Source organism: Roseivivax sp. CAU 1761, assembly GCF_054482755.1.
The window spans coordinates 92,869-118,340 of sequence record NZ_JBTLRM010000010.1 but is presented as its reverse complement, the minus strand read 5'-3'; the positions used below and the strand labels follow the sequence as shown (position 1 = coordinate 118,340).

Genomic DNA, 25,472 nt, shown 5'->3' with positions numbered 1-25,472 from the left:
GGCGGCTTCTGGCTCGAGACGCCGCTGGTCTCGGCCGAGACCAAGGGCCGCGTGGTCTATCCCCAGACCGGCAAGTCGGCGCAGGTCGACCTGATCCCGATCGGCGGGGCGGCGACCGCCGGCAGCCGCATCTCGCTGGCCGCCATGCGCCTGATCGAGGCGCCGCTGACCGACCTGCCGACCGTCGAGGTCTTCGCCGGCGGCTGACACGGGGGAGCGGCCGCCCGTCCGGGGCGGCCGGCCCGATCACGTCGGGGGCGCCGGGGTCACTCCACGGTGACCGATTTCGCCAGGTTGCGCGGCTGGTCGACATCGGTGCCCTTGGCCACCGCGGCGTGGTAGGCCAGAAGCTGCGCCGGCAGGGCGTAGAGGATCGGCGTCAGGAAGGACGGCGCCTCGGGCAGCACGATGCTCTGCCAGACATCCTCGCCGGCGGCCTCGGCGCCCGCCGCGTCGGTGATCAGCAGCACCTTGCCGCCGCGCGCCATCACCTCCTGCATGTTCGACACGGTCTTGTCGAAGAGCCCGTCGCGCGGTGCCATCACCACCACCGGCACGTTCTGATCGATCAGCGCGATGGGCCCGTGCTTGAGTTCGCCCGACGCGTAAGCCTCGGCGTGCACGTAGCTGATTTCCTTGAACTTCAGCGCCCCTTCCAAAGCCAGGGGATACATCAGGCCGCGGCCCAGGAAGAGCACGTCGCGGGCCTCGGCCAGCGCCTTGGCGGCCTCCTCGATGGCCGGGTCGCGGTCGAGCGCGGCGTTGACCAGCCCCGGCAGGCCGCGCAGGGCGCCGAGCTTCTCGGCCAGATCCTCCGGGCTCAGCCGGCCGCGGTCATGGGCGGCCTGCAGCGCCATCAGGAGCAGCGTGTTGAGCTGGCAGGTGAAGGCCTTGGTCGAGGCGACGCCGATCTCGACCCCGGCATGGATCGGCAGGGCGATGTCGCTCTCGCGCGCGATCGAGCTTTCGGCGACGTTGACCACCGAGACGATGCGCCGCGCCTTGTCGCGGCAATAGCGCAGGGCGGCGAGCGTGTCGGCGGTCTCGCCCGATTGGCTGACGAAGACCGCGGTGGTCCTCGGCGTCACCGGCGGCTCGCGGTAGCGGAACTCGGAGGCGATATCGACCTCGACCGGCAGGCCGGCCAGCGTCTCGAACCAGTATTTCGCGGTCAGGCAGGCATAGAAGGCGGTGCCGCAGGCGACCATCACCAGCCGCTCGGTCCCCGCGAAGTCGAGGTCCTGGCCCAGACGGATCGCGTCGCCGGCGAGATAGGCGTTGAGCGCGTCGGCCAGCACCGTCGGCTGCTCGGCGATTTCCTTCGCCATGAAATGCTTGTGGCCGGACTTGTCGACGCGCGCCGCATCGATCGAGACGCGGCGCATGGGGCGGTTCACCAGGCGGCCGGCCTCATCGCGGATCTCGATGGTGGCGCGGGTCAGGATCGCCCGGTCGCCCTCCTCGAGATAGGTGATGGAATCGGTCAGCGGCGCCAGCGCGATGGCGTCCGAGCCCACGAAGACCTCGCCCTCGCCGTGCCCGATGGCCAGCGGGCTGCCCTTGCGGGCGGCGATCAGCAGGTCCTCCTCGCCGTCGAACAGGAAGACCAGGGCGAAGGCGCCTTCGAGCCGCGACAGGGTCTTTTCCGCCGCCTCGACATGGTTCAGCCCCTCCTCGAGGTGGCGCTGGGTCAGCAGCGCAACGGTCTCGGTGTCGGTCTGGGTGGTGAATTCGGCGCCCTGGGCGCGCAGCTCGGCGCGCAGCTCGCGGAAGTTCTCGATGATGCCGTTATGGACCACCGCGACCGGCCCGGCCTTGTGGGGATGGGCGTTCTCGGTCGAGGGCGCGCCATGGGTGGCCCAGCGGGTATGGCCGATCCCGGCCTTGCCGGCGAGCGGTTCGTGGACCAGCAGGTCGGACAGGTTTACCAGCTTGCCGACGGCGCGCCGGCGGTCCAGCCGGCCGGCATTGACGGTGGCGATGCCGGCGCTGTCATAGCCGCGATATTCCAGCCGGCGCAGTGCCTCGAGCAGCACCGGGGCAACTTCGTGAGTGCCCAGAATCCCGACGATTCCGCACATATTCAGGCTCCTTTCGCGAGCTTGGCCTTGCGGGCCTTCAGCATGTCGAACATCCGCGCGGCGCGGCCGGGCTTGGTCACCTGTTCGGCGCGGGCCAGCGCCAGGGCGCCGTCCGGCACGTCGGCGGTGATCACCGAGCCCGAGGCGGTCAGCGCGCCGTGGCCCACGCGCACCGGCGCCACCAGCATGGTGTTGGAGCCGATGAAGGCGCGCTCGCCGATCTCGGTGCGGTGCTTGAAGACGCCGTCGTAATTGCAGGTGATGGTGCCGGCGCCGATATTGCTGCCGGCGCCGATCTCGGCATCGCCGAGATAGGTCAGGTGGTTGGCCTTGGCGCCGGCGCCGAGATGGGCGTTCTTGACCTCGACGAAATTGCCGACATGGACGTCCTCGGCCAGTTCCGCGCCGGGGCGCAGCCGGGCGAAGGGTCCGACCACCGCGCCGCGGCTGACATGGCAGCCCTCGAGATGGCTGAAGGCGCGGATGCGGGCGCCGGATTCCACCGTCACGCCGGGCCCGAAGACCACGTTGGGCTCGATCTCGGCGTCGCGGCCGATCGCCGTGTCGAAGGACAGGAACACCGTGTCGGGCGCCTGCAGGGTGACGCCGTCCTCGAACAGCGCGGCGCGGGTCCGGGCCTGGAAGACGGCCTCGGCCGCGGCCAGTTCGGCGCGCGAATTCACGCCCTGCGTCTCGGCCTCGTCGCAGGAGACGGCGGTCGCCGTGAGCCCCTCGGCCCGGCCCAGGGCGACGATGTCGGGCAGGTAGTACTCGCCCGCCGCATTGTCGTTGCCGACGGCCTCGATCAGGCGGAACAGAACCTGCGCATCGGCCATGAGAACGCCCGAATTGCAAAGCGTTATGGCGCGCTCCTCCTCCGTCGCGTCCTTCCATTCGACGATCCGGGCGAGGTCGTCGCCGGCCATCACCAGCCGGCCGTAGCGGCCCGGATCGGCGGCCTCGAAACCCAGCACGACGATGTCGTGATGCGCCCGCGCCACCGCCATCGCCTCGAGCGTGGCATGGCCGATGAACGGCGTGTCGCCGTAGAGCACCAGCACGTCGCCCGAAAAGCCCTCCAGCGCCGGCGCCGCCTGCGCCACCGCATGGGCGGTGCCCAGCTGCTCGGTCTGCAGGGCGATCTCGACCTCGGGATCGTGGTCGCGGGCCGCCTCGGCCACCGCCTCGGCGCCGTGGCCGGCCACCACCACCACCCGTTCCGGCCCGAGCCGGGAGCCCGCCTGCATGGCGTGGACCAGCATCGGCGCCCCGCCGATCCGGTGCAGCACCTTCGGCAGGTCCGACTCCATGCGCGTGCCCTTTCCGGCCGCGAGGATGATCAGCGCGATGCTCATGGATGCCCCTTCTGTCCCATTCGTGTCTTTCCTTGCGGACCCGCCCGTTTTAACCGTCTGGAGGGCCAGAACAAGCGGGCCGGCCATCACGTCTGATGTCCGCTTCGCAACAGGCCCGCAACAGAGAAAGGCCCCGCCCATGCGCACCGTGATCTTCGATCTCGACGGCACCCTCGCCGATACCAGCGGCGACCTGATCGCGGCCGCCAATGCCTGCTTCCTGGCAATGGGCGAGCACGCGCTGCTCGACCCGGTGGAGGACGCCGCCACCGCCTTCCGCGGCGGGCGGGCGATGCTCCGGCTCGGGCTGGAACGGCTGGGCCGCGACCACGACGCGGCCACGCTCGACCGCTGGTACCCGGAATTGCTGGCCTATTACGGCGAGGCGATCGACACCCACACCATGCTCTATCCCGGCGCCGTGGCGGCGGTGGAGGCACTCCGGCGCTCCGACATCCGCGTCGGCATCTGCACCAACAAGCCCGAGGCGCTGGCCCAGACCCTGCTGGTGCGGCTCGGGGTGCGCGATCTCTTCGGGTCGCTGATCGGCGCCGACACGATGCCGGTGCGCAAGCCCGATCCGGCGCCCTACCGCGAGGCGGTGCGGCTCACCGGCGGGGCGGTCGACCGCTCGCTGATCGTCGGCGACACCGAGACCGACCGCGAGACCGCGCGCGCCGCCGGCGTGCCCTGCATCCTCGTGGGCTTCGGGCCGGAAGGCCCGGGCGTGGCGCGCATGGCGCCGGAGGCGATCCTCGACCATTACGACCGGCTCGGGGGCGAGGTCGACCGGCTGCTCGGCGCGTGACCGGGACCGAGCGCTTCACCGGCTGCTTCACCGAGCAGGAGCCGGTGCCCGAACCGGCCATCGCGCGGGTGGCCGAGATTCTGCGCTCGGGGCGGCTGCACCGCTACAGCATGCCGCCCGCGGAGAGCGAGACCGCGCTGCTGGAACAGGACTTCGCCGCCTTCACCGGGGCCCGCCACGCGCTGGCCGTGGCCTCGGGCGGCTATGCGCTGCGCTGCGCGCTGCGGGCGGTCGGGGTGGCGCCGGGCGATGCGGTGCTGACCAATGCCTTCACCCTGGCGCCGGTCCCCGGCGCGATTGCCGGGCTCGGCGCGGTGCCGGTGCTGGTCGAGACCACCGAGGATCTGGTGATCGATCTCGACGACCTCGCGGCGAAGCTGCCCCGGGCCCGGGTGCTTCTGCTCAGCCATATGCGCGGGCATATCTGCGACATGGACCGGCTGACGGCGCTCTGCGACCGGGCCGGCGTGACGGTGATCGAGGATTGCGCCCACACGATGGGGGCGGAATGGCGCGGCAGGCCGTCGGGGCGGCACGGCGCCGTCGGGTGCTATTCCACCCAGAGCTACAAGCACATCAATTCCGGCGAGGGCGGGCTGCTGGTCACCGACGACGCCGCGCTGGCGGCGCGCATGGTCCTGTCCTCCGGCGCCTATGCCTTCCAGGGTCACCATCCCGCGGGTCCCGGCGCGGAGAGCTACCCGGCCGGGCTCGTCGCCGCGGTGCCGAACCTGTCGGGCCGCATGGACGAAGTACGCGCCGCGGTGCTGCGGCCGCAGCTGGCGCTGTTGCCGGAGCGGGTCGCGCGCTGGGCGGCGCTGCATCGCGCGCTCGCCGAAGGCATGGCGGGCCTCGCCGGCGTGGCGCTGCCGGACCGCCCGCGGGAGGCGCAGTTCGTCGGCTCGTCCTTCCAGTTCCGGCTGCCGGACTGGCCGGCGGCGGCCATCGCGGCGCTGGTGGCGCGGGCCGATGCCCGCGGGGTCGTGCTGAAATGGTTCGGGGCGGACCGGCCGGCGGGCTACACCTCGCGGCATGACCATTGGGGCTTCGTGCCGCCCGAGCCGTTGCCCCGCACCGCGCGGGTGCTGGCCGGGCTGCTCGACCTGCGGCTGCCGCTCAGCTTCACCCCGGCGGATGCCCGGGCGATCGCCCGCATCCTGAGCCAGGAGATCGCCCGGGGGCCCGCGGGCGCCTGAGCGCGAAAAGGCCCCGGTCCTGGCGAACCGGGGCCCGTGGTGCAAAGGGCGAGGCGGATCAGAACGCCACGCGGCCGTGTTCGCCGGCCTCCGGCGTGTGCTTGCTCATGTTGGCCTTGGCGATCTCGTAGAGATAGGCGGCGCCGTTGACCGGGGCCCAGACCTCGGCCGAATGCGGGGTGAACTTCACCAGGCGCACCTTCTCATCGTCGCGGCCGTCCTCGAACCAGGCGGCGGCGAAGCGGCTCCAGCATTCGTCGAGCTTCTTGCTGTCGTTCACCTCGGCCAGGCGGCCCGCGACGGTGGCATAGAGGTTGGCCTTGGCATCGGCGACGTCGAAGCGGGCCTCGCCGCCCGATTGTGCGCCGCGATGCGCGGCGGAGCCGGCGGCGGTGATGAACCAGATCGCGTTCTCGTCGGCCTCGGCGTTCGGCGCCATGGGGATCGGATGGTCTCCGGCGGGCGCCAGCAGGCCGGCCTGCACATCGTCGAGACGTTTCCAGAAGGCGGTCTTGAGATCGTCCGACATCAGAAATCCTTTCGTTCTTGCGTGTCGGGCGGAAAACGACCGGCCGTTCTTCGCGGTTCCGCGCCTGCCACAGACAGGGCCGGTCCGGGGCCGCGTTCGCGCAAGCGTTGCGTTGCGTGCAGCCGAGGGTAAGCTTGGGGCAGGGGCCGGGATTATTTCGTCTCGGACGCCCTGCAGGGAGATATTTCGATGACCTTTCAGCATTTCTGTCAGCCCACCCTCGTCGCGGCCGCCGTGGCCGCCCCGGCGCCCCGTCTCGGAGCCGAGAACCTCTCCGCCGGCATGCAGGGCCTGGCCCGGATCACCGCCTGCGTGGAGGCCGCGGCGCCCGACGCACCGGCCCTGCGCCCGGTGATCGCCTGCCTCGGCCTGCTGGACGCGGCCTGCGCCGGGGATGCGCGGCCCGGCGCGACCGGCCGCTGCCGCGCCGCCGAGCAGCGCGCCTGGCAACACCTCCTCGACGGCTACTGGGCCGCGCTCGAGGCCCGCGCCGCCGACCGCGCGGCGCGCGACGATCTGGATTACTGGCAGCGCGCCTGGCGGGCCGAGCGCGAGGCCGCCTGCGGAACGCCCGGCGCGCCGGACATCTCGGCCCCGGGGGCGGCGCTCGACGCGGTGACCTGCCTGCGCGACCGGACCGCCCGGCGGGCGATGGAGATCCGTCACCGCCTCGCGCGGATGGCGGAGTAGGGCGAACCGGTGACGGCGACGCGCGCGATATGGTTCCTGCCGCTCTGCCTGCTCCTGCTCGGCGCGGCGCTTCTGGGATGGCGGCAGGGCTGGCGCGCCGCCAACGTCACCGCCGGTGAGGTCGTCGCCGCCTATGCGGCGCGCTACGTGGCCGAGCGCCGCGCCGCCGGAACCGGGGCGGATGCCGGCCCCGCCGATTGCCGGGCCACGGCCGCCGCCGCGCAGGGGCAATGGCTGGTGGTGGTCTGCGGTCCGGTTCCCTACGATCCGGCCCGGCACTATACCTATCACGTCAACCGGTTCGGCGGCCTCGTGCGCCGGGTCGGACCGTCCCGACCGGAAACCTGAGGCCGCCATGCTGCCGATGCTGCGCCGTCGCCCCTATGCCGAGCTGTGCCGGCGCTTCCGCTGGGACCTGCCCGAGCGGCTGAACCTCGCCGAGCAGGTGCTCGACGGCTGGTCGGCCACCGATCCCGACCGCATCGCGCTGATCGACCTGTCACAGGGCGCCCGGCGCGACTGGACCTACGGCCAGCTCTGGCGGCTGTCGCGGCGGGTGGAGGCGGCGCTGATCGACAAGGGGGTGCTGCGCGGCGACCGCGTCGCGGTGCTGCTCGGCCAGGAGCCGCTGACCGTGGCCGCCCATGCCGCGATCTGGCGGCTGGGCGCGATCTCGGCGCCGCTCTCGGTGCGGCTGCCGCGGGCGGCGCTGCGGGCGCGGCTCGACGAGGTCGGCGCCGGCGTGGTGGTCTCGGACGCGGCCGGCCGGGCGCGGCTCGAAGGGGCGGGCTGCGCGGTGATCTCGCTGCGCGACCTGCCGGAGGGCGCCGGCGCCTCCTCGGCCGGGGTCGAGACCGGGCCGGACGACGCGGCGGTGCTGCTCTACACCTCCGGGACCGGCGGCGCGGCGCGCGGCGTGCTGCACGGCCACCGCGTGCTGACCGGGCACCTGCCGGGGGTCGAGCTGAGCCACGACTTCCTCGGCCAGCGCGGCGACGTGCTCTGGACCCCGGCCGACTGGGCCTGGATCGCCGGGCTGTTCCAGGTGGTGATGCCGGGTCTGGCGCTGGGCGTGCCGGTGGTCGCGGCGCCGGTGCGGCCGCTGGAGGCGGAGGCCTGTCTGCGCGTCCTGCGCGACGCCGGCGTCCGCAACGCCTTCCTGCCGCCGGTGACGCTGCGGCTGCTGCGGGGCGCGGGCGCCGCGCTGACCGGGCTGCGCAGCATCGCCACGGGCGGCGACGCCGCCGAGCCGGAGCTCTGCGCCTGGCTGCGCGAGACCTCCGGCGCGGCGGTGAGCGAGACCTACGGGTTGACCGAATGCAACATGCTGGCGGCGCCACCGCCGCTCCCGGGGCCCCCAGGATCCGACCCGTCAGAGCCCGAGGCGCCGGGGCCGGGGACGGTGGGGCCCGCCCTGCCGGGCCTGCACCTGGCGGTGCTCGGGCCGGACGGGATGCCCGGCGCCGACGGGGCCGAGGGCGAGATCGCGGTGCGCCGCGGCAGCCCCGCGATGATGCTGGAATACTGGCGCCGGCCCGAGGAGACCGCCCGGGCCTTCGCTGGACGCTGGATGCGGACCGGCGATCGCGGCCGCCTTGATGACGGGCGGCTCACCGTTCTGGGGCGCTGCCACGACGGGCCGGACCTGCCCGGCGGACGGCTCGCCCCGGCGCGGATCGAGGCGCGGCTGCGGGCGCATCCGGCGGTCGCCGATGCCGGCGCGGTGGCCGAGCCCGGCGCGGAGGCAGGGGCCGGAGCGGTGCGGGTCTGCGTGGTCCCGGGGCAGGGCGCGGCGCCGGATGCGGCGCTGGCGGCGGCGCTGGCCGGGTGGCTGGCGGAGGGCCTGCCGCTCGCCGCCGAGGCCGTCACCGTGGCGTTCGTCGCGCGGCTGCCGCGGACGCCCAACGGGCAACTCATCCGCAGCGCGCTGCGGGGCGAGGGCTGCGGGTAGCGGGGGCGCCGCCGGACCGGCCGTCCGGCCCGGGGCGGGCCCCTGTCAGGCGCTGCGGTCGAGCAGCGCCAGGACCTCGTCCTTGTTCTTGTCGCGCTGCGCCTCGGTGCGGCGCAGGTCGCGCTGCAGGCGGGCGATTTCCTCCTGCTTGCGGGCCTTCTCCGAGCGGTGCGTGTGTTCGCGCATCCATTCCCAGACGAAGCCGATCAGCAGGCCGACCACGACGCTCAGCAGGATCACGAAGAACAGCGGCATCGACAGCACCTGCTGGATCTGCAGCAGCTCGGCCATCTCCTCGGGCAGCAGCCGCAATTCGACCATCTGGCGGTTGGCCAGGGCGACCGACACCAGCACGACGGCCAGGACCGCCAGGATAACAATCTTCACGTAGCGCATGTCAGGCCTTTCCGTTCAGTCGGTCGCGCAGCAATTTGCCGGTCTTGAAGAAGGGCACGTGTTTCTCCTCGACTTCAACCGATTCACCGGTCCGCGGGTTGCGTCCGATGCGCGCATCGCGCTGTTTGACCGAGAAGGCGCCGAAGCCGCGCAGTTCCACCCGGTCGCCGCGCGCCATGGCGTTGGTGATTTCCTCGAAGATCGTGTTCACGATCCGCTCCACGTCGCGCTGGTAGAGATGCGGATTTTCGTCAGCAATCTTCTGGATCAGTTCCGACCGGATCATGGCTACCATCCCCTGACCGCCGCATCCCGGCGGATTCCCGTGGTTTTTTCGCGACTATATGCCCAACGATAGCATTCGCAAACCGGCAGACGACGGAAATGTGTCGGCCCGGACGGCGTTTCGCGCCGCCCGGGCAGGGGGCGGGCGGGTCGGGCGGATGCGAAAAGGGCCCCCGCGCGCGGCGGGGGCCCTCGGGACGGCTCGGCCTTCAGGCGGCGATCACTCGTCGCGCTTCAGCGCGGCGCCGAGAATGTCGCCCAGCGAAGCGCCGGAATCCGACGAGCCGTACTGCTCGACCGCTTCCTTCTCTTCGGCGATCTCGCGGGCCTTGATCGACAGGCCGAGGCGGCGCGACTTGGGGTCGATATTGGTGACCCGCACGTCGACCTTGTCGCCGACCGAGAAGCGCTCCGGGCGCTGCTCGGCGCGGTCGCGGCTGAGGTCGGAGCGGCGGATGAAGGACTTCATGCCCTCGTATTCCACCTCGATGCCGCCATCCTCGATCGCGGTGACCTCGACGGTGACGATGGAGCCGCGCTTCACGCCGCCCACCGCGTCAGCGAACTTGTCGCCGCCGAGCGCCTTGATGGAGAGCGAGATGCGCTCCTTCTCGGTGTCGGTGTCCTGCACGACCGCCTGGACGACGTCGCCCTTGCGGTAGTTCTGGATGGCATCCTCGCCGCGCTCGTCCCAGGACAGGTCGGAGAGGTGCACCATGCCGTCGATGTCGCCCTCGAGACCGATGAACAGACCGAACTCGGTGATGTTCTTGACCTCGCCTTCCACGACGGTGCCCGGCGGGTGGGTCTCGTCGAAGACCTCCCACGGGTTGCGCATGGTCTGCTTGAGACCCAGCGACACGCGGCGCTTGGCCTGGTCGATCTCGAGCACCATGACCTCGACCTCCTGGGAGGTGGAGACGATCTTGCCCGGGTGCACGTTCTTCTTGGTCCAGGACATCTCGGAGACGTGGACCAGACCCTCGACCCCCGGCTCCAGCTCCACGAAGGCGCCGTAATCGGTGATGTTGGTGACGCGGCCGGCATGGACCGAGGCCAGCGGGTACTTGGCGGCCACCAGATCCCACGGATCTTCCTGCAGCTGCTTCATGCCGAGGGAAATGCGGTGGGTCTCGCGGTTGATCTTGATGACCTGGACCTTGACGGTCTCGCCGATCGACAGGATCTCGGACGGGTGGTTGACCCGGCGCCAGGCCATGTCGGTGACGTGCAGCAGGCCGTCGACACCGCCGAGATCGACGAAGGCGCCGTATTCGGTGATGTTCTTGACCACGCCGTCGACCGCCTGGCCCTCTTCGAGGTTGGCGATGACTTCGGCGCGCTGCTCGGCGCGGCTCTCTTCCAGGATGGCGCGGCGCGACACCACGATGTTGCCGCGGCGGCGGTCCATCTTGAGGATCTGGAAGGGCTGCTTGAGACCCATCAGCGGGCCGGCGTCGCGCACCGGGCGCACGTCGACCTGAGAGCCCGGCAGGAAGGCCACGGCGCCGCCGAGATCGACGGTGAAGCCGCCCTTGACGCGGCCGAAGATCGCGCCTTCGACGCGCTGGTCGTCGGCATAGGCCTTCTCGAGACGGTCCCAGGCCTCTTCGCGGCGCGCCATGTCACGGCTGATGACGGCCTCGCCGCGGGCGTTCTCGGCGGCGCGGAGATAGACCTCGACCTCGTCGCCGACGGTGATGCCCGAATCCTCGCCGGGATTCGCGAATTCCTTGAGATCGACGCGGCCTTCCATCTTGTAGCCGACGTCGATGATGGCCTGGCCCGCCTCGATGGCGATGACCTTGCCCTTGACGACAGAGCCCTCGTCGGGCGTGTCCATTTCGAGGCTTTCGTTCAGGAGGGCCTCGAATTCCTCCATGGATGCGTTCTGAGCCATGTGGTCTCTGATTTCCTTTACATCTACATATTCCGGCCGCGCGGTTGTCTCCGCCGGTCTTGGATTGGTCCTTGGGCGAGCGTGCAAGACGAAAGGGCCGGTTCGTGTCCGGCCCTGCCCGATCCTCTGTTCCGCACTCGTGTCGTGCACTCTAGACGCCGCCGCCTATAGGCCGAAACGGGGCATCTGGCAAGTCCGGGGGCCGGACGTCAGAAGACCCGCCGGGGAACCGGCGGGCCTCCATTCGCCCGGACAGGCGGTGTCGTGGCTTAGTGGCGGCCTCAGCCTGCCTGGTCGCCCTGCATCTCCTCGAGACGCTGCGCGATCTTCTGGTTCAGGTCCTGGTCCATAGAGGCGGCGCGGTTGATCGCCATGTAATCCTCGAAGGTCAGGCCCTCGGTCTCTTCGATGGCGGTGCGCATCTCGGCATTGGCCTCTTCGATCAGGGCCTGCTGCTCGCCCTCATCCTCGAGCTCTTGGAGCTGCGCGGCATAGCGGTCGCGGATCTCGGTGACGTCGATCACCGCGCTGGCGAAGGCCTCGATCTGGGCATCCTCGAAGACCGGGGTCTCCGGCGCCTCGGGCGCATCGGCCTGCATCGTGGTCTCGGCGCCGGTCTCGGCCTCGGTCTCGGCGGCGGCGCCGGTTTCGGCGGTGTCGACCTCGACGCCGGCCTCGGCCTCGGCCTTCGGCTGGACGGCGCTTTCCTGCGCCATCACGAAGGCGGTCGGCGTCGCGGTCATGGCGGTGGCCAGAAGGGCGGCGGTGATCTTGCGCTTCTCGAACATGAAGGGCTCCTTTCTCGAAGTCGCGTCGTCTTGCGCCGGGCCGCGCGGTTCGCGTCCCGTCCCGACCGAGATGGGGCGCCACCCCCGCACTTGCAAAAGCCTCAGCAAAAACCCGCCTTTACTCGGCGGAAGGGTGAGCGGCGCGCCGCCGCCCCCGGGGCGCGGCCGGTCTGTCGCGGCGCCGGCGGTCAGCCGCGCGGCGCGCGGGCCGCGTCGATGGCGGCGATGGCGCGCGCCACGGCCTCCTCGATGTCGAGCCCCGACGTGTCGATGATCACCGCGTCCGCGGCGGGCTTCAGCGGCGCGTCGGCGCGGTCCATGTCGCGGGCGTCGCGGGCGCGGATATCGGCCAGCACGGTGTCGAGGTCGGTGTCGTGCCCGGCGGCGCTGAGCTCGCGGAAGCGCCGCTCGGCGCGCACCTCGGCGGAGGCGGTGACGAAGAGCTTGGCCTCGGCGTCGGGGCAGATCACCGTGCCGATGTCGCGCCCGTCGAGCACCGCGCCTCCGGCGCGCCGCGCGAAGGCGCGCTGGAAATCGAGCAGCGCGGCGCGGACCTCGGGGATCGCCGCGACTTTGGAGGCGGCCTGGCCGACCTCGGCGGTGCGCAGCCCGTCGGCGCGGACATGCTCGGCCGACAGCGTGCGGGCGCTCTCGATCGGGTCGGCGCCGTGCAGCACCCGGAGGCCCACGGCGCGGTAGATCTGCCCGGTATCGAGATGCGCCATGTTGTAATGCTGCGCGAGACGGCGGCTGATCGTGCCCTTGCCGGAGGCGGCGGGGCCGTCGATGGCGATGGTGAAGCTCATGCCGTCACCGCCTCAGCCGCGCGCCGGATGCGGGCGCCGAGCCCGGTCATCAGCGGCTCGAAGATCGGGAAGGAGGTGGCGATGGGACCGCAATCGTCGACCCGGACGGCCTTGCGTGCAGCCAGGCCGAGCACCAGGAAGGACATGGCGATGCGGTGGTCGAGCCGGCTTTCCACAATGGCGCCGCCCGGCACCCCGCCGGGGCCGCGGCCCTCGACGCTCCACCAGTCCTCGCCTTCCTCGACGCTGACGCCGCAGGCCCTGAGACCCACCGCCATGGCGTCGATGCGGTCGCTTTCCTTGACCCGCAGCTCCTTCACCCCGGGCATGTGGGTGCGGCCCTCGGCGCAGGCCGCCACCACCGACAGGACCGGGTATTCGTCGATCATGGAGGCGGCGCGCTCGGCCGGGACCTCGATGCCCTTGAGGTCGGGCGAGAAGCGCGCGCGCAGGTCGGCGACCGGCTCGCCGCCTTCCTCGCGGGGATTCTCGAAGACCAGGTCGGCGCCCATCTCCTGCAGGGTGAAGAACAGCCCGGCGCGGGTCGGGTTGAGGCCGATATTCGGCACCAGCACGTCCGAACCCTCGGTGATCAGCGCGGCGCAGACCGGGAAGGCAGCCGAGGACGGGTCGCGCGGCACCTGGATGACCTGCGGCTTCAGCTCCGGCTGGCCCTTCAGGGTGATCACCCGGCCCTCGGACGTGGCCTCGGTGGCGATCTCGGCGCCGAAGCCCGCCAGCATGCGCTCGGAATGGTCGCGCGTTGCCTCGCGCTCGATCACCACGGTCTCGCCGGGGGCGTTGAGCCCGGCCAGGAGCACCGCCGACTTGACCTGCGCCGAGGGGACCGGCGTGGCATAGCGCACCGGCAGCGGATCGGCGGCGCCGAGGATGGTCATCGGCAGCCGGCCCCCGGCGCGGCCCACGGCGCGGGCTCCGAACAGCGCCAGCGGGTCGGTCACGCGGGCCATCGGCCGGCCGTTCAGCGAGGCGTCGCCGGTGAAGGTGGCGGCGATCGGCGTGGTGGCCATCGCCCCCATGATCAGCCGCACGCCGGTGCCGGAATTGCCGCAATCGATGACCTGCTCGGGCTCGGCGAAGCCCCCGGTGCCGACGCCGTTGACCAGCCACAGATCGTCGCGCTTCTCGATCTCGGCGCCGAAGGCCCGCATGGCGCGACCGGTGTCGAGCACGTCCTGGCCCTCGAGCAGGCCGCTGATCCGCGTCTCGCCCACCGCCAGCGCGCCGAGGATCAGCGCCCGGTGCGAGATCGACTTGTCGCCCGGGACATGCGCTTCGCCGGCCAGCGGGCCGGAGCGTTCGGCGATCATCGGGATCGGGGTGCCGTGGCTGGACATCGGGGGCTCCTTCTCGGGTCGGGCCCGGCTTTAGCAAGCCCCGGAGCGCGCGTCCATCGCCGCCGGGTCAGCGTCGGCGGAAGGTCAGGTAATGCGGCGTCCGGCCTTCGCGCAGGGCCTTTTCCTCGTAGCGCGTGGACTGCCAGTCGGCGCAGGGCCGACGCCAGTCTTCGGGCCCCTCGGCCAGCCAGTCGAAGCCCGCCTTCGGCACCTCGACGAGGGTCTGGCGCACGTAATCGGGGATGTCGGTGGCGATGCGCAGCTCCGCGCCCGGCCGCATCGCCCGGTGCAGCGGCTCCAGATGCTCCTGCGTGACGAAGCGCCTGCGGTGGTGGCGCGCCTTCGGCCAGGGGTCGGGATAGAGCACGAAGGCCCGCGCCAGCGCGCCCGCGGGCAGCACGTCGAAGAGGTCGCGCACGTCGCCCATGTGCAGCCGGACATTCTCCGCCCGGCTGTCGCGCAGCTTGCCCAGCAGCATGGCCACGCCGTTGACATAGGGCTCGCAGCCGATGATTCCGGCCTCGGGATGCGCCTCGGCCTGGCGCACCAGGTGCTCGCCGCCGCCGAACCCCACCTCCAGCCAGATCTCGCGGTCCCCGAACAGGGCGCGCAGGTCGAGCGGCGCGCGGTCGGGGTTTTCCTCCCAGTCGATGCCGGGCAGGGCCAGGCGGGGCAGGTCCTCGGCCAGGTAGCGCTCCTGGGCGGGGCGCAGCGCCTTGCCCTTGAAGCGGCCGTAGAAGTTGCGCCACGGGGCGCCCTTGGGATGTCGGGTCTCGGTCATGGGCCGGGGCAATAGCCGCGCCGCCCGGCCAAGGCAACGCCCGCCGCGGGGCCGGGCGGGCGTTTTTCCGGCGCGCCCCGGTCCGGGGCGCGCTGCGGCTCAATAGGGGAAGGGGTGCGCCTTGTGCACGGCGTCGAGCGCCGCCGCCAGCTCGTCCGGGACGTCGAGGTCGGCCGCCGGCAGGATGTGCTCGAGCTGCGCCAGCGTCGTGGCGCCGAGGATCGACGAGGCGACGAAGGGCCGCCGCGCGCTCCAGGCCAGCGCCATCCGCGCCGGGTCGAGGCCGAAGCGCTGCGCCACCTCGAGATAGGCCGCCACGGCGGGGAAGACGCGGTCGGTCTTGCGGCCGCCGAGATCGCCGTTCAGCGCCATGCGGCTGCCCTCGGGCACCGCGCCGCCCTGGTACTTGCCGGTCAGCAGCCCGGCGCCCAGAGGCGAGTAGGGCAGGAAGCCCACATCCTCGTTGACCATCAGCTCCGCCAGGTCGGTATCGGCCATGCGGTAGAGCAGCGAATACTCGTTCTGCACCGAGGCGACGCGCGGCCCGCCGGTCTCGGCGGCGATGCGCAGCCATTCCGCGGTGCCCCAGGTCGATTCGTTCGACAGGCCGAAATGCCGGATGGTGCCGCGCTCGACCTCGCGCGCGAGCGCGCCCAGCATGTCGTGCATGTGCTGGCGCGTGGCGGCGCGGTCCTGCTGCCACGGCGCGAAGCTCCATTGCTGGCGGAAGGCGTAGCTGCCGCGGTTCGGCCAGTGGAGCTGGTAGAGGTCGATGACGTCGGTCTGCAGCCGCCGCAGCGAGCCCTCGAGCGCCGCCTTCAGGGTCTCGGGGGTGATCGGCGCGCCGTCGCGCACCGCCATCTGGCCCTCGCCGGTGATCTTGGTGGCGACGATCCACTCGTCGCGGCGCCCGGTGCGGACGAACCAGTCGCCGATGATCTCCTCGGTGCGGCCGATGCTTTCCTTGGTGATCGGGTTCACCGGGTACATCTCCGCGGCGTCCATGAAGTTGATGCCGGCCGCGGCGGCGCGCTCGATCTGGGCGTGGGCATCTTCCGGCGGGGTCTGGTTGCCGAAGGTCATGGTGCCGAGGCACAGTTCCGAGACGGTCAGACCGGTGCGGCCGAGCGGGTTCATTCTCATCGGGGAAGCTCCGTTGGTTCGGGGCGCGACACTAGCGCTGCGACCCGGCGGCGCAAGACCCGGGCCGACCGCCGATTCGGAGCCGCCGTCCCATGCGACCAAAGGCGCGGTCTCCGGCTTCCCCAAGGTCACGAACCTGTCAGTTTAGCTAGTTTCAGGTAGGGGCCCTGTAACTTGTGACCGGCCGCTCCGGCGCTTCCGGCGATTGCCGCGGAGACAAACAGCTACCGCTGGGTTAATATGTATTCATCCGTCGGCGTCGCGGAATTGTCAGGCGCCACAATGCAGGGATGATCGCTCGCACCGGTCGCGCATTCAATTACAGGATGCGTTGTTCCCTGTATTCGCTACGTTTTTCCCTTTTCCGGGGGGAGCAAACATAACGGCTTCTATTTCACTGACGCGGGGGCGCCTCCTAGGAGGCGCCCCGTTTTCATGGCCCATCGCGTCTGGCCGCGGTCACGCCTCGCCGGAATCCTCCTCGGCCCCGTTCGGCGCCGGGCGCCGGTGCGAGCCGACGCCGTCCATCCGCACCAGGGTCTGGCGGTGCTGCAGATCCTGCGGCAGCAGCGGATCGGCCAGGAGCCCCAGCGCCATGGCGAGCGCCGCGAGTTCGGCGCGGGTCTCGAGCCCGGTGCGGCGCCGCAGCGCCTCGAGCCGCTGCCGCACCGCCGAGACCGAGATCGCCAGGCTGTCGGCGATCTCCTTGTCGCGGCTTCCGCGCCCGATCAGCTTGAGGATCTCGACCTGCTTCGGGCTGAGCTTGTTGCGCTCCCCGAATTCCTGCGCGAAGTGGAACAGGTAGCGCTGGTAGCCCGCCATGGCGATGGCGTGCAGCGCCCAGCCATGGGCGGCGGCGATGGCGCGCATCTCGCGGCGGGAATGGTCGCCGGCAAAGGTGATGAGCCCGCTCTGCGGCGGGGCGTATTGGCGCAGCGGCACCGCGAAGCCGGCCCGCAGACCGCGCTGGGCGGCCTCGCGCAGCACCCGCTGGCGCGCCCGCGGCACCGGGTGGTATTCGTCGATGAATTCCCAGCCCACCAGAACCGGCGTCAGCCAGCGCACTCCGTGATGGCGGAAATAGGACCATTTCGCCAGCTCGTCGTCCTGGTAGAGCTCCTGCAGCCAGCTGGCATCGTAGGACATCCGCACGAAGACCGTGGGGCGACGGTCGTTCAGGTCGGAGGCGAAGGCCAGGTCCACGCAGGGCAGGCCGACCTGCCGTCCGGCGGCGACGATCAGCCGCCAGACATCCTCGGAACTGGCGCTGCGCTCCAGCTTGACGAGAAACTCCTGCAAAATTTCCGGCACGTACCGCTCGGCCTGGGTGAGCTGTCTGCCGCTGTCATACTCGTTACCATGCATGCTCCCGCTCCCGCCGCCCGGGGGCGGCAATGCGGCCGTCACGGGTAAACCTCCGCGCCGACGCTTGTCTGGACGGCCCGCCTCGGGCAAGGGGAAGCATGGCCAAGCTGCACTTCCATTATTCCACAATGAATGCCGGCAAATCGACCCTGCTGTTGCAGGCGGCGCATAATTACGAGGAGCGCGGCATGCGCGTGCTGCTGCTGACCGCGGCGCTCGACGCCCGCGCCGGCGCCGGGCGCATCGGGTCGCGCATCGGTCTCGGCCGCGCCGCCGAGACCTTTGCCGCGGGCGACGACCTATTGGCGCGCATCGCCGCCCGGCATGCCGAGGCGCCGCTGGCCTGCATCTTCGTCGACGAGGCGCAGTTCCTGAGCCGCGACCAGGTCTGGCAGCTGGCGCGGGTCACCGACGATCTCAACCTGCCGGTGATGTGCTACGGGCTGCGGGTCGATTTCCGCGGCGAGCTGTTCCCGGGCTCGGCGGCGCTGCTGGCGCTGGCCGACTGGATGCGCGAGGTCCGCACCATCTGCTTCTGCGGCCGCAAGGCGACCATGGTGGTGCGCCGCGACAGCGACGGGCGGGCGCTGCGCGAGGGCGCGCAGGTGCAGGTCGGCGGCAACGAGACCTATGTCAGCCTGTGCCGGCGGCACTGGCGCGAGGCGGTCGGCGACCGCAGCCCCGACCCCCGGGGTTGAGCCGCGCCGCGATGGCCGCGGGCTATTCCGCCGGGGCGCGCTCGACCTGGTGGCGGATGCGGCGGATCATCGCCCAGACCCCGACCACGACGAAGGGCGTGACCGCGGCGGTGAGCATGCCCTTGGAGATGCCCAGCCCCTCGGCCAGCGGGTAGAGCAGGTAGGCTGCCAGCGAGACCGCGTAATAGCTGATCGCCACGGTCGACAGGCCCTCCACCGTCTTCTGCAGCCGCAGCTGCATGTCGGCGCGCCGGTTCATGCTTTCCAAGAGCGATTGGTTCTGCGCCTGCCGTTCGACCTCGACCCGGGTGCGCAGGAGCTCCCCGGCCCGCATCGCGCGCTGCGACATGGTGCCGATGCGGCGCTCGGCGCTCTTCACCGTGCGCATCGCCGGATCGTAGCGCCGCATCATGAACTCGGCGAAGGTCTGCCGCCCCTCCCAGCGCACCTCGCGCAGCACCGAGATGCGCTGCGCGACGATGGCCTCGTAGGCCTCGGTGGCGCCGAGCCGAAAGGCGGTCTGCGCCGACAGCGTCTCGAGCTCGGCAGAGACCGCGAGCAGCGCCTTGAGCGTCTCCTCGGCCGGCGCCGTCCCCTGGGTCATCGCCTCCATCAGCTGCGACAATTCCCCGTCGATCTCGCCCAGCTTGGGCGACAATTCCCGGACCTTGGTGAAGCCCAGCATCGACATGGTCTTGTAGGTCTCGATCTCGCAGAGGCGCTGCACGATGCGGCCGATGCGGCGCTCGCCCACATGCGGCCGTGCGAAGACCGCGAAGCGCTGGTGGCCGGCCGGGTCGATGCGGAAATCGCCCGCGATGATGGCGTCGTCGTCGATCACCGCGCTGGTGGCGACGCTCTCGGGCACGAACCAATCTTCGAGCAGGTCGGCGATCTCGGTCTCGTCGTCGGGACGCACCGCCACCCGGATCAGCGCCGAGGTCATCCGGACGCCGGGCGCCTGGTCCAGCCAGTCTGCGGGAAAGACCTCAAAATCGGCGGGATCGAAGGGCCTGCCGCCGGAGCCGTCAAGGAACACCGTATAGGTGACGAACTCGGTATGCTGCTCCCATTTCAGCGAATGCCGCCCGATGCGGCCGGAAAAATGCGTGGCCCCGGGCTGCGGGTGCTGGGTGCCGTGCCGGTCGAGCAGCGCGGTCAGGTGCGCAAGGTCGAGCGCGCGGTCGCGTCCGGCGGCGTTGCGGGGCTTCTTGACCGCCAGAAACACCGCGCGGCAGGGCGCGGTCAGCGACGGGAACGGGCGGGCGTGCAGCTCGTTGGCGAGCCGGTAGCGCAGCGGGTGGTCCTGGATTGGGGGCATTCGTCTCGGTCGCGGGAGGGGTCGGCCCGACTAGATACCCCGGCCGTCCGCGGGTAAAGGCGAAAACGGGGTCCGCGGGGCCTTACGGCCGCGAGCGTGGCTCAGCCGTCGCGCGGCGCCTCTCCGGCGGGCAGGTCGGGATCGCCGGGCGGGGTTTCCAGCCGGATCGCCAGCAGCGCGGCGCGCAGCAGCACCAGCAGCGCGGCGAGGCCCAGGACGACGTCCCAGTCGCCGATCAACGGACCGGCCAGCATCGCGATGCCGGACAGCAAAAGGCCCATCGTCGCCATCGCGAAGACGCGCATCGAACGGGTTTCCGGGCTGATCATGGCGGCGTTCCTTTCCGTCTCGGCGGCCGGCTCGGGCGGGACCGTTCCGGGCTAGCACAAGACTAGGCGGGTCGTCAGAGGCGCCAAATCGGCTCGGCGGGACTTGGCGCAGCTACCGGCGGGGAACGGCCAAGCGGGGGCAGGGGCGAAGGCGTCCGGGCTTCGCTTCGCCGGGAACCGTTGCCGAGATGCCACAGCGCCGACGCAGAAAGGCCCCGCCGGGGCGGGGCCTTTCTCGATCGGGTCGAAGCTCTTCGACGGTCAGCTGATCTTGGTCAGCAGCTCGTCCAGCGACTTCTTGGCATCGCCGTAGAACATCCGGGTATTGTCCTTGAAGAACAGCGGGTTCTCGATGCCGGAATAGCCGGTGCCCTGGCCCCGCTTGGAGACGAAGACGGTCTTGGCCTTCCAGACTTCCAGAACCGGCATGCCGGCGATCGGCGAGTTCGGGTCTTCCTGCGCCGCCGGGTTCACGATGTCGTTCGAGCCGATCACGATGACCACGTCGGTGTCCGGGAAGTCGTCGTTGATCTCGTCCATCTCGAGCACGATGTCGTAGGGCACCTTGGCCTCGGCCAGGAGCACGTTCATGTGCCCGGGCAGGCGGCCGGCCACCGGGTGGATGGCAAAGCGCACCTCCTTGCCCTGGGCGCGCAGCCGGCGGGTCAGCTCGGCCACGTTACCCTGTGCCTGCGCCACCGCCATGCCGTAGCCCGGCACGATGACCACGCTGTCGGCCTCGTCGAGCGCCTGCGCCACGCCGTCGGCGTCGATCGGCACCTGCTCGCCCTCGATCTCGGCCGCCGGACCCGCCGAGCCGCCGAAGCCGCCGAGGATCACCGAGATGAACGACCGGTTCATCGCCTTGCACATGATGTACGACAGGATGGCACCCGAGGAGCCCACCAGCGCGCCGACCACGATCAGCAGGTCGTTGGACAGCGAGAAGCCGATCGCCGCCGCGGCCCAGCCCGAGTAGGAGTTGAGCATGGAGACCACGACCGGCATGTCGGCGCCGCCGATGCCCATGATCAGGTGGTAGCCGATGAACAGCGCCAGCAGCGTCATCAGGAAGAGCGGGAAGAAGCCGCCCGAGGCGAAGTACCAGATCAGGCAGAGCACCGAGATCGCCGCCGCGGCGGCGTTCAGGATGTGGCCGCCGGGCAGCTTGGTCGCCGCCGAGGTGACCTTGCCCGCGAGCTTGCCGTAGGCGATCACCGAACCGGTGAAGGTCACCGCGCCGATGAACACGCCGAGGAAGAGCTCGAGCCGCAGCACGTTGATCTCGGCCTGGGTCTTGTGGGCGACGATGGCGGCGAAGCCGCGGAAGCCCTCGGCCACGCGGTCGGCCTCGGCGAGCGCCGCCGCTTCCATCTCGTAGGAGAGCGGGAAGGGCACGCCGGCCTCGGCGAAGGCGGCGGCGACGCGGCCGATCTCGATATGGGCGTTGTAGCCCACGAAGACCGCGGCGAGACCGACGAGCGAGTGCATCGCCGCGACGAGCTGCGGCATCTCCGTCATCTGCACGCGCTGCGCCACGACGACGCCGATGGCGCCGCCGGCGGCGATCAGGATGACCGAGAGTATCCACAGGCCGGCGCCGGGGCCGGTGAGGGTTGCCAGCACGGCGAGCGCCATGCCGACGATGCCGTACCAGACCGCGCGCTTGGCGCTTTCCTGGCCCGACAGGCCGCCCAGGCTGAGGATGAAGAGGACGGCCGCGACCACGTAGGCCGCCGTAGTGAATCCGAATTCCATGTGTCCGCTCCGACCCTTACGATTTCTGGAACATGGCGAGCATGCGCCGCGTCACGAGGAAGCCGCCGAAGATGTTGATCCCCGCCATGAAGACCGACAGCGCCGCGAGCAGGATCACCAGCCAGGAGCCCGACCCGATCTGCATCAGGGCGCCGAGGATGATGATCGACGAAATCGCGTTGGTGACGGCCATCAGCGGCGTGTGCAGCGAGTGGCTGACGTTCCAGATCACCTGGAAGCCGATGAAGACCGCGAGCACGAAGACGATGAAGTGCTGCAGGAAGCTGGCCGGCGCGACGAGGCCCACCAGCAGCATCAGCACCGCGCCGACGCCCAGCAGCGTGACCTGGTTCTTGGTCTGCGCCTTGAACGCGGCCAGTTCCTCGGCCCGGCGCTCCTCGGGGGTCTTTTCCTTTTCCTTGGGCTTGGGCTTGGCCGCGGCGATCGCCTTGGTCTTCGGCGGCGGCGGCGGGAAGGTGACCTCCTGCTTGTGCGCGATGGTCGCGCCGCGGATCACGTCATCCTCCATGTCGTGATTGACCACGCCGTCCTTCTCGGGGGTCAGGTCGGTCACCAGGTGGCGGATGTTGGTGGCGTAGAGCGTCGAGGCCTGGGTCGCCATGCGGCTCGGGAAATCGGTGTAGCCGATGATCACCACGCCGTTGTCGGTGACGATGCGCTCGTCCTTGACGGTCAGCTTGCAATTGCCGCCACGCTCGGCCGCGAGATCGACGATCACCGAGCCGGGCTTCATGGCCTTGACCATGTCCTCGGTCCAGAGCTCGGGCGCCTCGCGGTTGGGGATCAGCGCCGTGGTGATGACGATGTCCATGTCGGGGGCCAGTTCGCGGAACTTGGCCAGCTGGGCCTCGCGGAATTCGGGGCTCGACGGCTTGGCGTAGCCGCCGCTCTCGGAGCCGTCCTCGACCTCCTCGTCGAAGTCGAGATAGACGAATTCGGCGCCCATCGATTCGACCTGTTCGGCCACTTCGGGGCGCACGTCGAAGGCGTAGGTGATGGCGCCCAGCGAGGTCGAGGTGCCGATCGCGGCGAGACCCGCGACGCCGGCGCCGACCACCAGGACCCTGGCCGGCGGGACCTTGCCCGCGGCGGTCACCTGGCCGGTGAAGAAGCGGCCGAAATTGTTGCCGGCCTCGATCACCGCGCGGTAGCCCGCGATGTTGGCCATCGAGGACAGCGCGTCCATCTTCTGGGCGCGGCTGATGCGCGGGATCATGTCCATTGCGATGACGCTGGCGCCCTTGTCGGCGGCGCGCTTCATCAGGTCCTCGTTGGAGGCCGGATAGAAGTGGGAGATCAGCGTCTTCTCGGGCGACAGCCGGTCGACCTCCTCGTCGGTGGGCGGGCGCACCTTGGCGATGATGTCGGCCCCGGCCCAGAGCGCGTCGGCGCCCTCCACGACCTCGACCCCGGCCTCGCGATAGGCCTCGTCGAGAAAGCCCGCCTTCTCGCCGGCACCGGCCTCGATCAGACATTCATGCCCGAGCTTCTGCAGCATCCTGGCCGAATCCGGCGTCATCGCGACGCGATTCTCGCCGGGCAGGATCTCCTTTGGCGTTCCTATTTTCACGCGGTCAGTCCCTTCTCACCCTCGTCTCGTGGCACCCGCACGGCCAAGGCCCGAAGGCCCCCCTTCCGGCGGCGCGGCGTGCTCATCGAGCGGTTTAGATCACAGCCGGGGGGTGAATTAAAGATAGCCATAGGTTTGTTGCGACACCTCGTCCTGGTCAGCAAGATACTTGCCCGCCCATGCGGCCGTTTCCGACCTGACGCCGCGGCACATTCGGCCCCGATCTGCGGCCGGGATGCCGCCGCACCGGCCGCTCAGAGCGGCGCGCCGCGGGGATCGAGCGCGTCGCGGAGGCCGTCGCCCAGGTAGTTCACCGCCAGCACGGTGAGCGAGATCGCCGCCCCGGGCAGGATCACCCGCTCGGGATAGGCCACCATGCGCGGCACCGCGTCGGCCAGCAGCTTGCCCCAGCTCGGATGGTCGGAGGGAAAGCCCAGGCCCAGGAAGGACAGCGCGCTTTCGGTGATGATCGCGGAGGCCAGGCCGAGGCTGGCGGAGACCAGGATCGGCGAGGCCACGTTGGGCAGCAGGTGCCCCGCGACGATGGCGCCGGGGCGGCTTCCCAGGGTTTCGGCGGCCTGCACGAAGTCGCTTTCCCGAAGCGTCAGGACGGCGCCGCGCACCAGCCGCGCCATCGGCATCCAGGCGGTCACCCCGATCACCCCGACGATCAGCACGAACATGCCGCCCTCGGGGCCGAGCGCGGCGCGCAGCGGCTGGCGGAACAGCGTCACCGCGACCAGCAGGAGCGGCAGCAGGGGCAGGGCGAGGAACAGGTCGGTGAGCCGCATCAGCGGCCCGTCGAGCCGCCGCCAGTAGCCGGCGACCAGCCCCAGCGCGGTGCCGATGGCCAGCGCCACCAGCGTCGCCGCGGCGCCCACGGCGAGCGAGGTGCGGCCGCCGGCGATCAGCTGGGCAAGCTGGTCCCGGCCAAGCTGGTCGGTGCCCAGCGGATGCGCCCAGGCGCTGCGGCCGGCCTCCTGCCAGACCGGGCGGAGATCCTTGTTGGCAAGGTCGAGCCGCTGCGGGTCGAGCGGCCAGAGCCAGGGCCCGAGCAGCACCAGCGCCGCGATCACCGCCAGGAGGCCGGCGCCCAGCACCGCACCGGTGTGGCGCAGGAAGCGCGTCCGGGCCCGCCGCCCCGGCCCCGGCACCGGCCGCGGCGCCGTCGGCGCGCGGCCGGCGGCGCGGGCGGGCTCGGCGAGGGCGAGGTCGGCGGACTTGCGGTCAGTCATAGCGGATGCGCGGGTCGAGGAGCCCGTAGAGCAGATCGGCCAGGAGGTTGCAGAGCACGATCAGGACCGCGAACAGGAAGGTCAGGGTCATCACCATCGGCAGGTCGTTGGCGAAGAGCGCGGTGATCAGCAAATGGCCGATGCCGTTCACCTTGAAGATGGTCTCGGTGATGATGGCGCCGCCGAAGATCGCCGGCGCGCCGAGCGCCAGCACCGTGACCACCGGGATCAGCGCGTTGCGCAGGGCGTGGCGCCCGATCACCCGCCGTTCGCGCAGCCCCTTGGCGCGCGCGGTGCGCAGGTAATCCTCGCCCAGCGTGTCGAGCATGGCGGCGCGCATGTAGCGCGAGATCTGCGCCGTGACCTGCAGCGCCAGCACCGCCACCGGCATCGCCATCTGCCGCAGCTGCGCCAGCAGGCTGTCCCAGTCCCGCACCACGAGCGTGGTGTCGTAGACCGAGGGCAGCCAGCCGAGCCCGACCGAGAACACGACGATCAGCAGCGGGCCGGTGAAAAAGGGCGGCACCGAAAAGCCCAGCATCGCCACCAGCGTCGCGGCCTGGTCGAACAGCGAATGCTGGCGGCAGGCCGAGAGGATGCCGAGCGGCAGCGCTATCAGCGCCCCCAGCAGATAGGCCAGGCCCACCACCCAGAGCGTCTGCGGCAGCCTTTCGACGACGATGTCCATGACCGGCGACCGGGTCTGCCAGGACAGCACGCGCTGCTCGCCTTCGTAGCTCGCCGTGTCGGGCAGCCAGCCCAGCAGCCGGCTGTCGGCGGTCGCCCAGTCGAGCAGCAGGCGCGGCTCCACCCAGAGCATCTGGCGCAGCCATTTCAGGTATTGCACCAGCGCCGGCTCGCCCAGCCCCAGCGCCTCGCGCATCCGCGCCTTGACCTCGGGCGGCACGGTGAGCGGCACGCTGGCCATCGGATCGCCCGGGGCCAGCTGCAGCAGCATGAAGATCGCGAGGCTGATCAGCAGCAGCGTCGGCACGCCGAAGGCGAGGCGGCGCAGCGCGTAGCTCAGCATGGCGCGGCCCCGCAGCGTCCGGCGCGCGCCGGCGCGGCATCGCGGCGGCCGCGGGGGGGGGGGGGGGGGGGTGGGGGG

Annotated in this window: 24 protein-coding genes and 1 pseudogene; 7 read left to right on the top strand and 18 right to left on the bottom strand. The window is 71.0% G+C overall.

Annotation, left to right across the window (positions count from 1 at the left end):
- Positions 1-207, top strand: a pseudogene (locus ACXYMW_RS08830) (hypothetical protein); the annotation flags it as partial.
- A gap of 59 nt (positions 208-266) precedes the next feature.
- On the opposite strand, the gene glmS reads toward ACXYMW_RS08830, so the two are convergent.
- Together glmS and glmU are read right to left on the bottom strand one after the other, a co-directional pair.
- Positions 267-2,081: a glutamine--fructose-6-phosphate transaminase (isomerizing) gene (gene glmS / locus ACXYMW_RS08825; RefSeq protein ID WP_459034947.1), complete on the bottom strand. Its 1,815-nt coding sequence runs from the start codon at positions 2,079-2,081 to the stop codon at positions 267-269.
- Between the two features lie 2 nt (positions 2,082-2,083).
- Positions 2,084-3,436 (bottom strand): bifunctional UDP-N-acetylglucosamine diphosphorylase/glucosamine-1-phosphate N-acetyltransferase GlmU, encoded by a 1,353-nt coding sequence (gene glmU, locus ACXYMW_RS08820; RefSeq protein WP_459034946.1) that lies wholly within the window; start codon positions 3,434-3,436, stop codon positions 2,084-2,086.
- Positions 3,437-3,575: 139 nt separating this feature from the next.
- On the opposite strand from glmU, the gene ACXYMW_RS08815 reads away from it, so the two are divergent.
- Positions 3,576-4,244: an HAD-IA family hydrolase gene (locus ACXYMW_RS08815; protein ID WP_459034945.1), complete on the top strand. Its 669-nt coding sequence runs from the start codon at positions 3,576-3,578 to the stop codon at positions 4,242-4,244.
- Complete coding sequence (locus ACXYMW_RS08810) at positions 4,241-5,440, top strand: DegT/DnrJ/EryC1/StrS family aminotransferase (protein ID WP_459034944.1); 1,200 nt, start codon at positions 4,241-4,243, stop codon at positions 5,438-5,440. The genes ACXYMW_RS08815 and ACXYMW_RS08810 overlap by 4 nt, the downstream gene beginning before the upstream one ends.
- 58 nt (positions 5,441-5,498) lie before the next feature.
- Here the strand turns inward: ACXYMW_RS08810 and ACXYMW_RS08805 are convergent, their stop codons facing one another.
- Positions 5,499-5,969, bottom strand: a complete 471-nt coding sequence (locus ACXYMW_RS08805; RefSeq protein ID WP_459034943.1) for a pyridoxamine 5'-phosphate oxidase family protein — start codon at positions 5,967-5,969, stop codon at positions 5,499-5,501.
- 189 nt (positions 5,970-6,158) lie between these two features.
- On the opposite strand from ACXYMW_RS08805, the gene ACXYMW_RS08800 reads away from it, so the two are divergent.
- Genes ACXYMW_RS08800 through ACXYMW_RS08790 form a run of 3 tightly spaced genes read left to right on the top strand, consistent with a single transcriptional unit; the run spans position 6,159 to position 8,610 of the window.
- Positions 6,159-6,659 carry a lysozyme inhibitor LprI family protein gene (locus ACXYMW_RS08800; protein WP_459034942.1) on the top strand — a complete coding sequence of 167 codons (501 nt, stop codon included), beginning with the start codon at positions 6,159-6,161 and terminating at the stop codon, positions 6,657-6,659.
- 9 nt (positions 6,660-6,668) lie between these two features.
- On the top strand, positions 6,669-7,007 hold the full coding sequence (locus ACXYMW_RS08795) for a hypothetical protein (protein ID WP_459034941.1): 339 nt from the start codon (positions 6,669-6,671) through the stop codon (positions 7,005-7,007).
- A 7-nt stretch (positions 7,008-7,014) separates the two neighbouring features.
- Positions 7,015-8,610 carry an AMP-binding protein gene (locus tag ACXYMW_RS08790; RefSeq protein ID WP_459034940.1) on the top strand — a complete coding sequence of 532 codons (1,596 nt, stop codon included), beginning with the start codon at positions 7,015-7,017 and terminating at the stop codon, positions 8,608-8,610.
- Positions 8,611-8,655: 45 nt separating this feature from the next.
- On the opposite strand, the gene ACXYMW_RS08785 is transcribed toward ACXYMW_RS08790, so the two are convergent.
- The 9 genes from ACXYMW_RS08785 to ACXYMW_RS08745 all read right to left on the bottom strand — a co-directional run bounded on the left by ACXYMW_RS08785 (position 8,656) and on the right by ACXYMW_RS08745 (position 17,432).
- Positions 8,656-9,006 (bottom strand): LapA family protein, encoded by a 351-nt coding sequence (locus ACXYMW_RS08785; protein ID WP_459034939.1) that lies wholly within the window; start codon positions 9,004-9,006, stop codon positions 8,656-8,658.
- A gap of 1 nt (position 9,007) precedes the next feature.
- Positions 9,008-9,292: an integration host factor subunit beta gene (gene ihfB / locus ACXYMW_RS08780; protein ID WP_459034938.1), complete on the bottom strand. Its 285-nt coding sequence runs from the start codon at positions 9,290-9,292 to the stop codon at positions 9,008-9,010.
- A gap of 219 nt (positions 9,293-9,511) precedes the next feature.
- Positions 9,512-11,191: a 30S ribosomal protein S1 gene (gene rpsA / locus ACXYMW_RS08775; protein WP_459034937.1), complete on the bottom strand. Its 1,680-nt coding sequence runs from the start codon at positions 11,189-11,191 to the stop codon at positions 9,512-9,514.
- Between the two features lie 281 nt (positions 11,192-11,472).
- Positions 11,473-11,979, bottom strand: coding sequence for a DUF4168 domain-containing protein (locus tag ACXYMW_RS08770; protein ID WP_459034936.1), 507 nt, complete (start codon positions 11,977-11,979; stop codon positions 11,473-11,475).
- A 188-nt stretch (positions 11,980-12,167) separates the two neighbouring features.
- Positions 12,168-12,785 (bottom strand): (d)CMP kinase, encoded by a 618-nt coding sequence (locus tag ACXYMW_RS08765; RefSeq protein ID WP_459034935.1) that lies wholly within the window; start codon positions 12,783-12,785, stop codon positions 12,168-12,170.
- The gene (gene aroA / locus ACXYMW_RS08760) at positions 12,782-14,143 is read right to left on the bottom strand and encodes a 3-phosphoshikimate 1-carboxyvinyltransferase (RefSeq protein WP_459034934.1); all 1,362 of its coding nucleotides are present in this window, start codon (positions 14,141-14,143) and stop codon (positions 12,782-12,784) included. The genes ACXYMW_RS08765 and aroA overlap by 4 nt, the downstream gene beginning before the upstream one ends.
- 67 nt (positions 14,144-14,210) lie before the next feature.
- A complete protein-coding gene (gene trmB, locus ACXYMW_RS08755) occupies positions 14,211-14,924 on the bottom strand; it encodes a tRNA (guanine(46)-N(7))-methyltransferase TrmB (RefSeq protein WP_459034933.1) in 714 nt (237 codons plus the stop codon).
- A 99-nt stretch (positions 14,925-15,023) separates the two neighbouring features.
- Entirely contained in the window at positions 15,024-16,067 is a 1,044-nt protein-coding gene (locus tag ACXYMW_RS08750; RefSeq protein ID WP_459034932.1) for an aldo/keto reductase, read from the bottom strand.
- Positions 16,068-16,526: 459 nt separating this feature from the next.
- The gene (locus ACXYMW_RS08745; protein WP_459034931.1) at positions 16,527-17,432 is read right to left on the bottom strand and encodes a helix-turn-helix transcriptional regulator; all 906 of its coding nucleotides are present in this window, start codon (positions 17,430-17,432) and stop codon (positions 16,527-16,529) included.
- 98 nt (positions 17,433-17,530) lie between these two features.
- On the opposite strand from ACXYMW_RS08745, the gene ACXYMW_RS08740 reads away from it, so the two are divergent.
- Positions 17,531-18,130, top strand: coding sequence for a thymidine kinase (locus tag ACXYMW_RS08740; protein ID WP_459034930.1), 600 nt, complete (start codon positions 17,531-17,533; stop codon positions 18,128-18,130).
- A 22-nt stretch (positions 18,131-18,152) separates the two neighbouring features.
- Here the strand turns inward: ACXYMW_RS08740 and ACXYMW_RS08735 are convergent, their stop codons facing one another.
- The 6 genes from ACXYMW_RS08735 to ACXYMW_RS08710 all read right to left on the bottom strand — a co-directional run bounded on the left by ACXYMW_RS08735 (position 18,153) and on the right by ACXYMW_RS08710 (position 25,394).
- Positions 18,153-19,451, bottom strand: a complete 1,299-nt coding sequence (locus tag ACXYMW_RS08735) for a DUF3422 family protein (RefSeq protein ID WP_459034929.1) — start codon at positions 19,449-19,451, stop codon at positions 18,153-18,155.
- A 101-nt stretch (positions 19,452-19,552) separates the two neighbouring features.
- Positions 19,553-19,780: a hypothetical protein gene (locus tag ACXYMW_RS08730; protein ID WP_459034928.1), complete on the bottom strand. Its 228-nt coding sequence runs from the start codon at positions 19,778-19,780 to the stop codon at positions 19,553-19,555.
- A 261-nt stretch (positions 19,781-20,041) separates the two neighbouring features.
- Positions 20,042-21,538: an NAD(P)(+) transhydrogenase (Re/Si-specific) subunit beta gene (locus ACXYMW_RS08725; protein ID WP_459034927.1), complete on the bottom strand. Its 1,497-nt coding sequence runs from the start codon at positions 21,536-21,538 to the stop codon at positions 20,042-20,044.
- A gap of 16 nt (positions 21,539-21,554) precedes the next feature.
- The gene (locus tag ACXYMW_RS08720) at positions 21,555-23,129 is read right to left on the bottom strand and encodes a Re/Si-specific NAD(P)(+) transhydrogenase subunit alpha (protein ID WP_459034926.1); all 1,575 of its coding nucleotides are present in this window, start codon (positions 23,127-23,129) and stop codon (positions 21,555-21,557) included.
- A 254-nt stretch (positions 23,130-23,383) separates the two neighbouring features.
- Entirely contained in the window at positions 23,384-24,364 is a 981-nt protein-coding gene (locus tag ACXYMW_RS08715; RefSeq protein WP_459034925.1) for an ABC transporter permease, read from the bottom strand.
- The gene (locus ACXYMW_RS08710; protein ID WP_459034924.1) at positions 24,357-25,394 is read right to left on the bottom strand and encodes an ABC transporter permease; all 1,038 of its coding nucleotides are present in this window, start codon (positions 25,392-25,394) and stop codon (positions 24,357-24,359) included. Before ACXYMW_RS08710 ends, ACXYMW_RS08715 begins: the two co-directional genes overlap by 8 nt.
- Between the last annotated feature and the right edge of the window lie 78 nt (positions 25,395-25,472).

What these genes read in the sequence shown, in the direction of transcription:
- trmB (WP_459034933.1), bottom strand. Translation starts at nt 14,924, where the DNA reads ATGACCGAGACCCGACATCCCAAGGGCGCCCCGTGGCGCAACTTCTAC.
- ACXYMW_RS08805 (WP_459034943.1), bottom strand. Translation starts at nt 5,969, where the DNA reads ATGTCGGACGATCTCAAGACCGCCTTCTGGAAACGTCTCGACGATGTG.
- ACXYMW_RS08790 (WP_459034940.1), top strand. Translation starts at nt 7,015, where the DNA reads ATGCTGCCGATGCTGCGCCGTCGCCCCTATGCCGAGCTGTGCCGGCGC.
- ACXYMW_RS08815 (WP_459034945.1), top strand. Translation starts at nt 3,576, where the DNA reads ATGCGCACCGTGATCTTCGATCTCGACGGCACCCTCGCCGATACCAGC.
- ACXYMW_RS08740 (WP_459034930.1), top strand. Translation starts at nt 17,531, where the DNA reads ATGGCCAAGCTGCACTTCCATTATTCCACAATGAATGCCGGCAAATCG.
- ACXYMW_RS08730 (WP_459034928.1), bottom strand. Translation starts at nt 19,780, where the DNA reads ATGATCAGCCCGGAAACCCGTTCGATGCGCGTCTTCGCGATGGCGACG.
- aroA (WP_459034934.1), bottom strand. Translation starts at nt 14,143, where the DNA reads ATGTCCAGCCACGGCACCCCGATCCCGATGATCGCCGAACGCTCCGGC.
- rpsA (WP_459034937.1), bottom strand. Translation starts at nt 11,191, where the DNA reads ATGGCTCAGAACGCATCCATGGAGGAATTCGAGGCCCTCCTGAACGAA.
- ACXYMW_RS08725 (WP_459034927.1), bottom strand. Translation starts at nt 21,538, where the DNA reads ATGGAATTCGGATTCACTACGGCGGCCTACGTGGTCGCGGCCGTCCTC.
- glmU (WP_459034946.1), bottom strand. Translation starts at nt 3,436, where the DNA reads ATGAGCATCGCGCTGATCATCCTCGCGGCCGGAAAGGGCACGCGCATG.
- ACXYMW_RS08800 (WP_459034942.1), top strand. Translation starts at nt 6,159, where the DNA reads ATGACCTTTCAGCATTTCTGTCAGCCCACCCTCGTCGCGGCCGCCGTG.
- ACXYMW_RS08765 (WP_459034935.1), bottom strand. Translation starts at nt 12,785, where the DNA reads ATGAGCTTCACCATCGCCATCGACGGCCCCGCCGCCTCCGGCAAGGGC.
- ihfB (WP_459034938.1), bottom strand. Translation starts at nt 9,292, where the DNA reads ATGATCCGGTCGGAACTGATCCAGAAGATTGCTGACGAAAATCCGCAT.
- ACXYMW_RS08750 (WP_459034932.1), bottom strand. Translation starts at nt 16,067, where the DNA reads ATGAGAATGAACCCGCTCGGCCGCACCGGTCTGACCGTCTCGGAACTG.
- ACXYMW_RS08785 (WP_459034939.1), bottom strand. Translation starts at nt 9,006, where the DNA reads ATGCGCTACGTGAAGATTGTTATCCTGGCGGTCCTGGCCGTCGTGCTG.
- ACXYMW_RS08770 (WP_459034936.1), bottom strand. Translation starts at nt 11,979, where the DNA reads ATGTTCGAGAAGCGCAAGATCACCGCCGCCCTTCTGGCCACCGCCATG.
- ACXYMW_RS08710 (WP_459034924.1), bottom strand. Translation starts at nt 25,394, where the DNA reads ATGCTGAGCTACGCGCTGCGCCGCCTCGCCTTCGGCGTGCCGACGCTG.
- ACXYMW_RS08715 (WP_459034925.1), bottom strand. Translation starts at nt 24,364, where the DNA reads ATGACTGACCGCAAGTCCGCCGACCTCGCCCTCGCCGAGCCCGCCCGC.
- glmS (WP_459034947.1), bottom strand. Translation starts at nt 2,081, where the DNA reads ATGTGCGGAATCGTCGGGATTCTGGGCACTCACGAAGTTGCCCCGGTG.
- ACXYMW_RS08745 (WP_459034931.1), bottom strand. Translation starts at nt 17,432, where the DNA reads ATGCATGGTAACGAGTATGACAGCGGCAGACAGCTCACCCAGGCCGAG.
- ACXYMW_RS08735 (WP_459034929.1), bottom strand. Translation starts at nt 19,451, where the DNA reads ATGCCCCCAATCCAGGACCACCCGCTGCGCTACCGGCTCGCCAACGAG.